Here is an 11,455-nt window from a genome sequence, read left to right as displayed (position 1 = left end):
CTACCTTTGGCCTCCCATTCCCGCGCACCCATCCCACCCGCGCGCTAACCCCTGCTCATGCCCGACCCGCACGCCCACGCCCACCTTTCCAAAACCGAACTGCTGGCCCGCAAAAACGAAGAAGCCCTCCTTGGAGGCGGCCAGGCCCGCATTGATGCTCAACATAAAAAAGGCAAGCTCACCGCCCGCGAACGGGTTGACTTGCTGCTGGACGAAGGCTCCTTCGAGGAAATCGGCAAGTTTGTGATGCACCGCTCCAAGGACTTTGGCCTGGACAAGGAGCATTATCTCGGCGATGGCGTGATAACCGGCTACGGCACCGTGAACGGCCGTTTGGTCTACGTTTTTTCGCAGGATTTCACGGTTTTCGGCGGTTCGCTGAGCGAAACCCACGCCGAGAAAATCGTGAAAATCATGGACCTCGCCATGAAAAACGGCGCGCCTGTCATTGGCCTCAACGACTCGGGCGGGGCCCGCATTCAGGAAGGCGTGGTGAGCCTCGGCGGTTATGCCGACATTTTCTATAAGAATACCCTGGCTTCGGGTGTGGTGCCGCAGCTCTCGGCCATTATGGGGCCGTGTGCGGGCGGCGCGGTGTACTCGCCTGCCATCACCGACTTTATTCTGATGGTGGAGCACACGAGCTACATGTTTGTGACCGGCCCCAACGTGGTGAAAACCGTGACCCACGAGGAAGTAACCAGCGAGGAGCTTGGTGGGGCCAGCACCCATTCAGCCAAGAGCGGCGTGACGCATTTTTCGTGCGCCAACGAGGTGGTGGCCATCAACCACATCAAGCAGCTGCTGAGCTACATGCCGCAGAACTGTGAGGAAACTGCCCCCGCACAGCCCTACGAAACCAGCGCCGACGAGAGCCGCCCGGCACTGGATAAGTTGATTCCTGAAAACGCCAACCAGCCCTACGACATCCGCGAGGTGATTGAGGGCATTATCGACACCGATTCCTTCCTCGAAGTGCATCAGAATTTCGCGGAGAACATTGTGGTGGGCTTTGCCCGGCTGGCGGGCCGCAGCATTGGTATCGTGGGCAACCAGCCGGCCGTGCTGGCGGGCGTGCTCGACATCAATGCCAGCACCAAAGCCGCGCGCTTTGTGCGCTTCTGCGACGCCTTCAACATTCCGCTGCTGGTGCTGGAAGATGTGCCCGGCTTCCTGCCTGGCACCGACCAGGAGTGGCGCGGCATCATCACCAACGGCGCCAAGCTGCTCTACGCTTTCTGCGAAGCCACCGTGCCGCGCATCACCGTGATTACCCGCAAGGCTTACGGCGGGGCGTATGATGTGATGAATTCCAAGCATATCGGAGCCGACATGAACTATGCCTGGCCCACCGCCGAAATTGCGGTGATGGGCGCCAAAGGCGCGGCCGAAATTATCTTCAAGCGCGAAATCGCCCAGGCCGAAAACCCCGAAGCCAAGCTGCAGGAGAAAGTGGACGAGTACCAGGAGAAATTCGCCACGCCTTACCGCGCCGCCCACCGCGGCTTCGTGGATGAGGTGATTCTACCCTCGCAGACGCGCCAGAAGCTGATTCGCGCCTTCAAGATGCTGGAAAACAAAGTGGACACCATGCCGCGCAAAAAGCACGGTAATATTCCGCTGTAATGGTTGCTGAAAATGTCATCACCATTCGCCCATCGACGCCCGCTGATGCGCCGGCCGTGCGCGCCCTGTACCAACGGGTAGCCCGCGAAAGTGGCGGCATTGCCCGGCAGGCCGACGAAGTAACCGACGATTATGTGCAGCACTTTTTACACCAGGCTCACGCCCAAGGCGTGGGGTTGGTTGCTGAACGTGGTGGACAGATAATCGCGGAAATTCACACTTACGCCGCCGGGTTGCGAATATTTGCTCATGTGTTGGGCGACCTCACCGTGGCCGTTGATGCCTCAGCGCAAGGGGCGGGGGTTGGCCGGCGGCTATTTGAATCCTTGCTGACAACAGTGCAGACAAAGTTTCCCCAGGTAAGCCGCGTCGAATTGACGGTGCGCGAAAGCAATGTCCGCGCCATTGCGCTGTACGAGAAATTGGGTTTTCGGCAGGAAGGACGCTTCGAAGGCCGCGTTGCCGGTATGCACGGCTTGGAGGCCGATATTCCGATGGCTTGGCACGCACCGCCCCCAACGCAAGTACTTCAAACCTCGTAGCTTGCTGATTGTATTATCGTTTCTGTATTTACTCTGCTAATGCGCCCCGAATCCCTGACCTTCCTCCAGAACTACATTAACAATCCCTCTCCCACCGGCTTTGAGAAAGAAGGCCAGAAACTGTGGCTGGAATACATTAAGCCCTACATCGACGAGTATTTCGTGGATACTTACGGCACGGTGGTGGGCGTAATTAACCCCGAAGCGGAATACAAAGTCGTTATTGAAGCGCACGCCGACGAGATTTCCTACTTCGTGAACTACATCACCAAGGAAGGCTACCTCTACCTGCGCCGCAACGGCGGCTCCGACCCGCTAGTGGCCCCGAGCAAACGCGTTAATATTTTCGGTGAAAAGGGCATCGTGAAGGGCATTTTTGGCTGGCCTGCTATTCACGTGCGCAAGGTGGAGCAGGACAAGGCCCCGACCATTGAAACCGTGTTTCTGGACTGCGGCGCGAGCAGCGCCGACGAGGTGGCCGAAATGGGCATTCACGTGGGCTCCGTGGTGACGTTCGAGGACGAGTTCACGGTGCTGAACGACAAGTTTTACGTGGGCCGCGCGCTCGACAACCGCGTAGGCGGCTTCATGATTGCCGAGGTGGCCCGCATGCTGAAGGAAAACAACAAGAAGTTACCCTTCGGCCTCTACATAGTGAATGCGGTGCAGGAAGAAATTGGCCTGCGCGGGGCCGAAATGGTGGCCCACCGCATCAACCCCGACGTGGCCATCATCACGGACGTGACGCACGACAGCCAGTCGCCGATGTATGAGAAAAAGACGGCCGGCGACATTTCCTGCGGCAAAGGCCCGGTGATTACCTACGGCCCGGCCGTGCAGAACAACCTGCGCGACCTCATTATCGACACGGCCAAGCAGGCCGACATTCCCTTCCAGCGTGCCGCTGCTACCCGCGCCACCGGCACCGATACGGATGCCTTCGCCTACTCCGGCTCGGGCGTGGCCTCGGCCCTGATTTCACTGCCCCTCAAGTACATGCACACTACGGTGGAAACCGTGCATAAAGACGACGTGGACAGTGTGACGCGCCTGATTTACGAGACGCTGCTACGCATCGAGGACGGCCATGATTTCCGCTACTTCAAATAAGTCCCCTAGAAACCGTCTGTTATCCTGGACATTTTGCGCATAAAGCAAAGATGAAGGACCTTATCACGGCTGAGCAAGTTGGCTCAACGCGATAAGGTCCTTCACTGCATTCAGGATGACAGCAGATTTTATTTCAACGTGGAATTTCCCATAACCCCTTCCCTCCCGCTCAATGTAACCGACCAGATGGAACGGCGCGTGGCAGTTCCGTTTCCGCCGCAGCGCATTGTTTCACTTGTGCCTTCGCAGACGGAATTATTGTTCGATTTGGGGTTGGGGGAGAAGGTGGTGGGCGTTACTAAATTCTGCATTCACCCGGCCGAGGCGCGCACCAAGGCTACGGTAATTGGCGGCACGAAAAACTTTGATTTTGGTAAAATAGCCGCGCTGAAACCTGATTTAATTATCGGTAATAAGGAAGAAAATTATCAGGACGGAGTTGACCAATTAGCCGCTAAATATCCGGTTTGGATAAGCGACATTAGCAATTTATCAGAAGCACTGGATATGATTCGGCGCGTTGGTTTCATTACCGGCGCAAAGGAAAAAGCTGCTACACTGGCTGCTGAGATTGAGGCTTCTTTTGCAAGGCTAGCAGCTTCTGCTGCTGACGAAACACTCGTTTCAGCAGCTTACTTTATTTGGCGAAAACCTTACATGGTGGCCGCTACGTGCACATTCATTGATGGCATGCTGCGCCGGGCAGGCTTCGCCAACGCCTTTGCCGGGCAGTCCCGCTACCCGGAAATCACCGCTGAGCAATTGGCCACGGCGGCTCCGCAGCGCATTTTACTATCGTCGGAGCCTTACCCTTTTGCGGAAAAGCATGTGGCTGAATTCCAGCAGATATGCCCGGCCGCAAAAGTTGATATTGTTGACGGCGAACTATTCAGCTGGTACGGCAGTCGCTTGTTAAAATCAGCGGCGTATTTCAGTCAGCTTCGCTAACGGCAAAACCGCTTTTTGTTAATTCCTTCCAGAACTGCGGGTAGGATTTCCGCACTACAGAGGGGGACTCAATGGTGAGCGGGCCACGCATGGCCAGCGGCGCGAAGGCCATGGCCATGCGGTGGTCGTGGTAGGTGGCTACCGATTGATTATTGACATCGAAACCAGTTGACTCGGCTCGGAAACGGCCTTCGCCCAGGTCACGCAAATTGCCGCCGAATTTGGCCAGCTCGGTTTGCAGCGCCACAATGCGGTCGGTTTCTTTGATGCGCAGGCTTTCGAGACCGGTCATGTCTACCGGGCGGGCCAGGGCCGCCGCCACTACGGCCACAGTCTGGGCCAGGTCGGGGCAATCGGTAAAATCGAGAGTCTGGATTTCGGTTTGAGGCGCGAGGGGAACCTGGCGCAGGTGCACGCCATCGGTCAGGAAAGTGGTTTCGACGCCGAATTGCGTCATCATTCCGGCAATGGCCTGGTCGCCTTGCAACGATTCGCGGCGCAAGTCGGGCAGCGTAATTTCGGAGCCGGCCGGGGCCAGCGCCACCAGCGCATACCAGTAGCTGGCCGCCGACCAATCCGATTCAATGGTGTAATCGGTAGGATGATATGCGCCGGGACGCACCGTCAGCACGTCTCCCTCGGCCGTGTAGTTGGCCGCGAAGCGCTGCATCAGCGCCACCGTCATGTTGATGTAGGGGCGTGAGCCGATGTGGCCGGTGAGCGTGAGGCGCAGGCCGCCGGGCAGGCGCGGCCCTACCATCAGCAAGGCCGAAATGTACTGGCTGCTGATGTCGCCACGCACGGATAATTCGGTGGGCGCGGTCGTTTCAGGTGCTGCCGTGAAGCCGGCAATTTCCAGCGGCGGATAGCCGTCGTTGTTCAGGTAGTTGATGCTGGCGCCGGCCTGGCGCAGGGCATCAACGAGGACCTTAATGGGCCGCTGCTGCATGCGCGCGGTGCCGGTGAGACGGCCGCGCCAGTTTGTGACGGCCAGATAGGCCGTGAGGAAGCGCATAACGGTACCAGCATCTTCGGCGCTGAGCTCAGTAGTGCCGGGCGCGGTGGCCAGCAGGCACTGCATGAGCTGCGTGTCGTTGGCATCGGAGAGGTTGCTGAGGGTGCCGCCACCGGCTAAAGCCTGCAGGATGAGGGCGCGGTTGGCTTCGCTTTTGGAAGCCGGGAGTTGGGCGGTGCCGCGCAGCGGGCCGCCGGGCCAGGTTAATTGCATGCGTTGGGCGGTAAGCTTGCGCTTGCCGTTTAGATGTTGCTGCTTCGATTAAAGGACGGCATGCGAAAGCCTACCTCACGCTTGCAGCCGGTGGTAATAGCGGAGCGACTCGGCGATTTCGGCCACCGTCACCGCTTGGTCGTACACGCCGTGGCCGATGCCGCTGAGCAGTGTACAATTAATGGTAGCGCCCGCGTTTTTCTTGTCCTGGAGCGCGAATTCGGCAATGGCGTTGGTTTCCAACGTCACGAAATCCAGCTTATTGAACACCGAAAACACAAAGGTTTCGATTTTGTCCAGCTCCTCGGCGCTCAGCAGCCCGCGCTGCACCGAGAGCCAGCTTTCGCACACCAGACCGGCGGCCACGGCCTCGCCGTGCAAAGCCTCGCGGCCGGGCTGGGTGAGCAAGTAGCTTTCGAGGGCATGGCCCACGGTGTGGCCGAAGTTGAGCAGCTTACGCGGGCCAGCTTCGAGCGGGTCTTCGGCTACGATGCGCTGCTTGAGCGCCACCGACTCTCGGATGATAGTGGTCCAGTCGTCGGTCAGCCAGCCCAGGCGGCGGTTGATATTGAAAGCATCGGCATCGGCAATGAGCCAGTGCTTGATGACCTCGGCATAGCCAGATTTGAGCTGGCGCGGGTCGAGGGTTTGCAAAAAGCGCGGCTCGACAAATACGCCGGCCGGCTCCTGAAACACACCCAGCTGGTTTTTATAACCCTGAAAGTCAACCCCGGTTTTGCCACCCACGCTGGCATCTACCTGCGCCAGCAGCGTGGTGGGCACCTGCGCAAACCGGATGCCGCGCTTATAAAGTGCCGCCGCGAAACCACCCAAATCGGTGACCACGCCGCCGCCCAGGTTCACGAGCACGGCGTGGCGGTCGGCGCGCTGCGCGGTGAGCTCGCACCACACGGTGTCGCAGCTGGCCAGCGTTTTATATTCTTCGCCGGCGGGTATTTCGATGAGCTTATAATTGGCTGGCAGGTGGTTTTCGAGCAGCGGCAGGCAGAGGCGGGCGGTGTTGCTGTCGGCTAGCACAAACACACGGCTCACGGCCGGGCGATGCAGCAGCTCGGCCAGGGCGGGCAGGGCCTGGGGGCCAATGATGACGGAATTATCCATGGGGCAAAAGTCGGCACAAAAAATTGCGGGTTGGCTCCTGTCCACGCAACCGTGGCGGTGGCTGGCCGGTCAGGGCAGTATTCCGCAAGTTTCTTCCTTTCTCACTTTAATCTTAATTGCCATGCGCTTCGCCACTTCAATTCTCCTGCTGCTGGTGTCGGCCAGCGGTAGCAGCTGCAAAAAAGATACTGACCCGCAAGCCGACGCCGGGCTCATTGGCACTTGGCGCCTAGTCAGCCGCCAATGCTACTGCGCCCCTACCGCTTTGCCCAATGAAACCCTGACGCTTACGGCCACCACATTTGCGTTCAACCGCGTAGGTCCGCAACCCGGGGCCGCGCCTTACACCAACGGGTTGTATCAGCCCGCCGCGGTGGCCCTGTGCGGCCTTCCTACTACAAGCGTGGGCATACGCCTGACCGACGCAGTGGCCAACATCGGGCCGCGCGACGTGCAATACACGCTTCAGGCCGATACGCTGAACCTGGACTACGGCAGCCCCTGCGATGCCCCGCGCGACACCTATGTGCGGGTGCAGCCGTAGTTCCAACCCGCCTACAGCCCCGGTCCGAGGTGCTCCACGCCGTCCACTTGCGGGCGGCCGTTGAGCACCTCGGTTTGCTTGCGGATGCTTTCGATGTGAATGAGCTTATAGAGCTCGGCCACGAATTTGTCGTTCACGTTTAGCTTGCCGGCCCAGTCGGTGCGCGTGCGGAAAATCTCCTGCCAGCGGTCGAACTGCAGGATTTTCACGTTATTTTCCTTCTTGTATTCGGCCAGCTCCTCTACCAGGGCCATGCGGCGGGCCAGGGCTTCTACAATCTCGCGGTCGGCCACGTCCATTTTCTGACGCAGTTCCTCGGCTTTGTTGAGGTAGTCGGCGTTGTTGCTGGAGCGGTAGCGGTATTTCAGCTCGTTCAGGATTTCGCCCAGGCGCTGGGGCGTCACCTGCTGCTCGGCGTCGCTCAGGGCGTGGTCGGGGTCGGGGTGGGTTTCGATGATGAGGCCATCGTAGTCCAAATCGAGCGCCTTCTGGGCGATGGGCAGCAGCAAGTCGCGCCGGCCGCCAATGTGGCTAGGGTCGCAGATGAACGGGATGTGCGGAAACCGCGTTTTCAGCTCAATGGGCAGAATCCAGGTAGGCGCGTTGCGGTAGCGGCTGGGCGCAAACGTGCTGAATCCCCGATGAATAGACGCCAAATCGGCAATTCCGGCCCGCTCCATTCGTTCCAGCGCGCCGGCCCAGAGGGCCACGTCGGGGTTCACGGGGTTTTTCACCATCACGGGCACGCCGGTGCCGGCCAGCGCATCGGCCAGCTCCTGCACCGCGAAGGGGTTGACGGTGGTGCGCGCCCCAATCCAAAGCACGTCGATGCCGTGCGCCAAGGCTTCCTCCACATGGCGCGGCGTGGCTACTTCAATGGCCGTCGGGATGCCCGTTTCGGCTTTCACGCGCTGCAGCCACGGCAGCGCCACCGCGCCCATGCCCTCAAACGAGCCCGGCCGGGTGCGCGGCTTCCAGATACCGGCCCGGAACAAATCAATCTTACCCAACGCTTTCAGGCCGTGAGCGGTAGCCATCACTTGCTCCTCAGTTTCGGCCGAGCACGGCCCGGCAATCAGTAACGGTTGCCCTTTTTGGGCCAGCAAGCGGGTGAAATACGTATCGGTACCGGGAAGCATTCTGCGAAAGAGATAAATAATAGCCAGCGGCCAGCCAGCCGCCGAAAAGCCCGGCAAACGTAACTCGTTTCCCCGAAACGTTGTTTGCTTTCTACCTTCGCGCCCCGTTCCCACCCCGCCCAATTCCCACGTTTTTTCCTTGCTCTCATGTCTATTGCCCCCCCCACCCAGTCCCCGCCCGTTTCCTTCGAAGACACCCGTGTGGCCTTTGCGTCCAAGTCTGATGCGCAGCTGCGCAAGGTGTATGCCCTGTTCGCCGCCATGAACAACGGCAGCCTGGTAAAAACCGGTAGCGGCCTCATGAAAACCGCCCTCAAGTGGGGAATTCCCGGCACCAAATTTCTGATTAAGCACAGCATTTTTGAGCAGTTCTGCGGCGGTGAAACCATTGCCGAATGCCGCCCCGTAACGGCTGAGCTGGGCAAATACAACATCGGCACCATCCTCGACTACTCGGTGGAAGGCGAAGGCAGCGACCAGAGCTACGACCGCACCCGCGACGAAATCCTGGCCACCATCGACGAGGCCCACCGCTCCAGCCACATCCCCTTTTCGGTCTTCAAAGTGACGGGCGTGGCCGACGTGGCCATTCTCGAAAAAATCCAGGCCGGCCAGCTTCTCACCCCTGCCGAGGAAGCCGCCCACGCCCGTGCCCTGGCCCGCGTGGAAGCCCTGTGCGCCCGCGCCCACCAACACGGCGTGCGCTTGTTTGTGGATGCCGAGGAAAGCTGGTTCCAACACACCATCGACCTGCTGACTTACGACATGATGGCCAAGTACAACCGCGAGAAAGCCATTGTGTGGAATACGTACCAGCTCTACCGCCACGACCGCCTCGAAGCCCTGCAAGCCGCCCACGACCACGCCGCCGAAGCCGGCTACTACATAGGTGCCAAGCTGGTGCGCGGCGCCTACATGGAAAAGGAAGCCCGCGTGGCCAAGCAGCGCGGCTACCAGAACCCCATCAACCCCACCAAGCAGGCCACCGACGACCTCTACGACGAAGCCCTGCGCTACTGCATCGCGCACATCGACCGCATCAGCATTTGCGCCGGCACGCACAACGAAGCCAGCTCGCTGCTGCTCACCCAGCTCATGCAACAGGCCCACCTTGCCCCCAGCGACCCGCGCGTGTGGTTTGCCCAGCTCTACGGCATGAGCGACAACCTTACCTACAACCTCGCCAACGCCGGCTACAACACTGCCAAATACCTGCCCTATGGCCCCGTAGCCGCCGTGATGCCCTACCTGCTGCGCCGCGCCGACGAAAACACGGCCATTGCCGGCCAGAGCAGCCGGGAATTTTTGCTCATTCAAAAGGAAATTCGTCGTCGCAAAGGGGAATAATTCTGAAGGAAATCTGTAGTTGCGAAAAGCAATAATTTTGTACGTCGCACACTTGATTTTTGCACCTAGAAGCAGTCTGGAAAAGCCTGTTTTTGGAATCTAAAAGGGTGTATTCAGAATTTAGGAACGATTGTGGCATGGGAAAAGCCGCGGGGTTGGAAATTATTGATTAGCAACATTGCCAGCAGCTTGCATTGGCCAGTTAAAAATCACTAATTTTCAGCCCCCAAAACGGTTTTTTGTTCACTTGTAACCCTGCTATGATTGGTCGTATTCGCACGTATCTAATTCGTTATTCCCGGCTTCAAACCGGAACTGTGAGCTACCTCACACTGGTGCAGGAAGCCGAATTGGGGCTCAACCTGGATATTTCGCACGAAAAATCCCGGCTCAACGAAATGCTGGCCGAAATCTCCGCCACCGAGCACGAAGCCGGCCGCCCGCCCCTGAGCGCGCTGGTGAAAGTGCAGGGTTCAAAAGGCCAGGGCGACAACTTTTACAAGCTCTGCGAAAAGCTGGGGATGGGCGAATGGCGCAGCCTCAAACAGGACGAGGATTTCCTCAAAAATCTCATCCGCGACTGCCGGGAATTCTGGCGTGACGAGGCAAACTTTCAGGAATTTTCCTGAATTGCCCTAAAAAAAATAATTTAACGGCAGTGTATTCATTATGAGCATCTTGCTCTATGAATACACTGTTTTTTTATACCCGGTAGTTAGTAAAGAAAGAAGAAGGAATAGAATTCGGGCTTGCCGCAACCCCCGGCAAGGCGCCCCCGTTGAAGGGACATATTCCAGCCGCTATGACTGGTTTTTCACTCTCACATTCCATTCCCTTCCCATGAACACCAACGATTCGAACAACCCGCAAAACACTGGCACCGGCGCAGGCTCTAACTACGGCACTCAAAACACCGGTACCGGCATGGGCAACAGCACTGGCCTGAGCAACGAAGGCACCAGCTACAATGCAGGTACCGGCTCTACGTCGGGCACGGGTGTTTCTTCTTCTTCGGGAGCCGGCGTTTCCAATGCCGTTGACGGCGACGATTTCAGCGCCACTGCCAAAGGTGCAGCCATCGCCGGCACCCCCGGTGCTGTAGTAGGCCGTGCCATTGATGGCATCCAGAACACCGCCGATAGCGCCGCCCACGCCGTAACCGGCGAGCCTTACCGCGATGGCAGCACGATGAGCGGCATGTTCCGCGACCGCAGCAGTGCCGAGAAAGCCTACAACGCTCTGCATTCGCGTGGCTACGGCAAAGACGACGTGAACCTGCTCATGTCGGACGAAACCCGCAAAACCCATTTCGGTGACGACACCGTGCATACCGACCTCGGCGATAAGGCTATGGAAGGTGCTGGTGTAGGCTCGGCCATCGGTGGCACGGCTGGTGCTATCATCGGTGCCATTGCGGCCATCGGTACTTCGGTAGCACTGCCCGGCCTGGGCCTGATTATTGCCGGCCCGCTGGCTGCTGCCCTGGCCGGCGCTGGTGCCGGTGGCCTCACAGGTGGTCTGGTAGGCGCCCTGGTGGGCTCGGGCATTCCCGAGGAGCACGCTGCCGAGTACGAAACCGGCATCAAAAACGGTGGCATTGTGATGGGCGTGAAGCCCCGCAACGCCGAGGATGCCAAGTACTTTGAAGACGAGTTCCGCCGCAACAACGGCGACAAGATTTACAAGTACTAGTCTCGTCGCAGGTTCCGGCCTGTTAGTCATCAAAAAAGCCTTTCCCGTCTGGGAAAGGCTTTTTTATTGCAACCTTCGGTCAGTTTAGTGAGTTTGTAGACTGGTAGGAGCTTATTGGCAGCCATTTACAAAACCGGGCACTTATTCCCCCCGCAAG

At 58.7% G+C, this 11,455-nt stretch carries 11 protein-coding genes; 8 read left to right on the top strand and 3 right to left on the bottom strand.

Annotated features, from left to right (window positions below):
• Positions 1 to 57 precede the first annotated feature (57 nt).
• The 4 genes from I7X13_RS06695 (at position 58) to I7X13_RS06680 (ending at position 4,226) form a co-directional block, all read left to right on the top strand.
• Positions 58 to 1,626 (top strand): acyl-CoA carboxylase subunit beta, encoded by a 1,569-nt coding sequence (locus I7X13_RS06695; protein WP_198074863.1) that lies wholly within the window; start codon positions 58 to 60, stop codon positions 1,624 to 1,626.
• Positions 1,626 to 2,168, top strand: a complete 543-nt coding sequence (locus I7X13_RS06690; protein ID WP_198074862.1) for a GNAT family N-acetyltransferase — start codon at positions 1,626 to 1,628, stop codon at positions 2,166 to 2,168. The genes I7X13_RS06695 and I7X13_RS06690 overlap by 1 nt, the downstream gene beginning before the upstream one ends.
• A gap of 39 nt (positions 2,169 to 2,207) precedes the next feature.
• Positions 2,208 to 3,278 (top strand): M42 family metallopeptidase, encoded by a 1,071-nt coding sequence (locus I7X13_RS06685; RefSeq protein WP_198074861.1) that lies wholly within the window; start codon positions 2,208 to 2,210, stop codon positions 3,276 to 3,278.
• Between the two features lie 138 nt (positions 3,279 to 3,416).
• Positions 3,417 to 4,226: a helical backbone metal receptor gene (locus I7X13_RS06680; protein ID WP_317191547.1), complete on the top strand. Its 810-nt coding sequence runs from the start codon at positions 3,417 to 3,419 to the stop codon at positions 4,224 to 4,226.
• Here the strand turns inward: I7X13_RS06680 and I7X13_RS06675 are convergent.
• Both I7X13_RS06675 and aroB read right to left on the bottom strand, forming a co-directional pair.
• Positions 4,210 to 5,454 carry a 3-phosphoshikimate 1-carboxyvinyltransferase gene (locus tag I7X13_RS06675; protein WP_198074860.1) on the bottom strand — a complete coding sequence of 415 codons (1,245 nt, stop codon included), beginning with the start codon at positions 5,452 to 5,454 and terminating at the stop codon, positions 4,210 to 4,212. The genes I7X13_RS06680 and I7X13_RS06675 overlap by 17 nt on opposite strands.
• A gap of 75 nt (positions 5,455 to 5,529) precedes the next feature.
• On the bottom strand, positions 5,530 to 6,576 hold the full coding sequence (gene aroB / locus I7X13_RS06670) for a 3-dehydroquinate synthase (protein WP_198074859.1): 1,047 nt from the start codon (positions 6,574 to 6,576) through the stop codon (positions 5,530 to 5,532).
• A gap of 121 nt (positions 6,577 to 6,697) precedes the next feature.
• Between aroB and I7X13_RS06665 the strand changes: the two genes are divergently transcribed.
• On the top strand, positions 6,698 to 7,120 hold the full coding sequence (locus I7X13_RS06665; protein ID WP_198066827.1) for a hypothetical protein: 423 nt from the start codon (positions 6,698 to 6,700) through the stop codon (positions 7,118 to 7,120).
• Between the two features lie 11 nt (positions 7,121 to 7,131).
• Here I7X13_RS06665 and I7X13_RS06660 read toward each other — a convergent pair whose 3' ends face one another.
• Entirely contained in the window at positions 7,132 to 8,259 is a 1,128-nt protein-coding gene (locus tag I7X13_RS06660) for a chorismate mutase (protein ID WP_198074858.1), read from the bottom strand.
• A 147-nt stretch (positions 8,260 to 8,406) separates the two neighbouring features.
• Between I7X13_RS06660 and I7X13_RS06655 the strand changes: the two genes are divergently transcribed.
• The 3 genes from I7X13_RS06655 (at position 8,407) to I7X13_RS22025 (ending at position 11,298) form a co-directional block, all read left to right on the top strand.
• Positions 8,407 to 9,606: a proline dehydrogenase family protein gene (locus I7X13_RS06655; RefSeq protein ID WP_198074857.1), complete on the top strand. Its 1,200-nt coding sequence runs from the start codon at positions 8,407 to 8,409 to the stop codon at positions 9,604 to 9,606.
• Positions 9,607 to 9,923: 317 nt separating this feature from the next.
• On the top strand, positions 9,924 to 10,235 hold the full coding sequence (locus I7X13_RS06650; RefSeq protein WP_317191546.1) for a hypothetical protein: 312 nt from the start codon (positions 9,924 to 9,926) through the stop codon (positions 10,233 to 10,235).
• 211 nt (positions 10,236 to 10,446) lie between these two features.
• Complete coding sequence (locus I7X13_RS22025; RefSeq protein ID WP_394368576.1) at positions 10,447 to 11,298, top strand: hypothetical protein; 852 nt, start codon at positions 10,447 to 10,449, stop codon at positions 11,296 to 11,298.
• Positions 11,299 to 11,455: the final 157 nt, after the last annotated feature.

The sequence above is a fragment of the Hymenobacter negativus genome (assembly GCF_016056375.1).
In the GTDB taxonomy this organism is placed as follows: domain Bacteria; phylum Bacteroidota; class Bacteroidia; order Cytophagales; family Hymenobacteraceae; genus Hymenobacter; species Hymenobacter negativus_A.
The sequence above is the reverse complement of the archived record's forward strand: the minus strand, read 5'-3'. Positions and strand labels throughout refer to the sequence as shown.

Coding starts and splice junctions, on each gene's coding strand:
- I7X13_RS06695 (WP_198074863.1), top strand. CDS start 58: ATGCCCGACCCGCACGCCCACGCCCACCTTTCCAAAACCGAACTGCTG.
- I7X13_RS06655 (WP_198074857.1), top strand. CDS start 8,407: ATGTCTATTGCCCCCCCCACCCAGTCCCCGCCCGTTTCCTTCGAAGAC.
- I7X13_RS06690 (WP_198074862.1), top strand. CDS start 1,626: ATGGTTGCTGAAAATGTCATCACCATTCGCCCATCGACGCCCGCTGAT.
- I7X13_RS06685 (WP_198074861.1), top strand. CDS start 2,208: ATGCGCCCCGAATCCCTGACCTTCCTCCAGAACTACATTAACAATCCC.
- aroB (WP_198074859.1), bottom strand. CDS start 6,576: ATGGATAATTCCGTCATCATTGGCCCCCAGGCCCTGCCCGCCCTGGCC.
- I7X13_RS06675 (WP_198074860.1), bottom strand. CDS start 5,454: ATGCAATTAACCTGGCCCGGCGGCCCGCTGCGCGGCACCGCCCAACTC.
- I7X13_RS22025 (WP_394368576.1), top strand. CDS start 10,447: ATGAACACCAACGATTCGAACAACCCGCAAAACACTGGCACCGGCGCA.
- I7X13_RS06660 (WP_198074858.1), bottom strand. CDS start 8,259: ATGCTTCCCGGTACCGATACGTATTTCACCCGCTTGCTGGCCCAAAAA.
- I7X13_RS06665 (WP_198066827.1), top strand. CDS start 6,698: ATGCGCTTCGCCACTTCAATTCTCCTGCTGCTGGTGTCGGCCAGCGGT.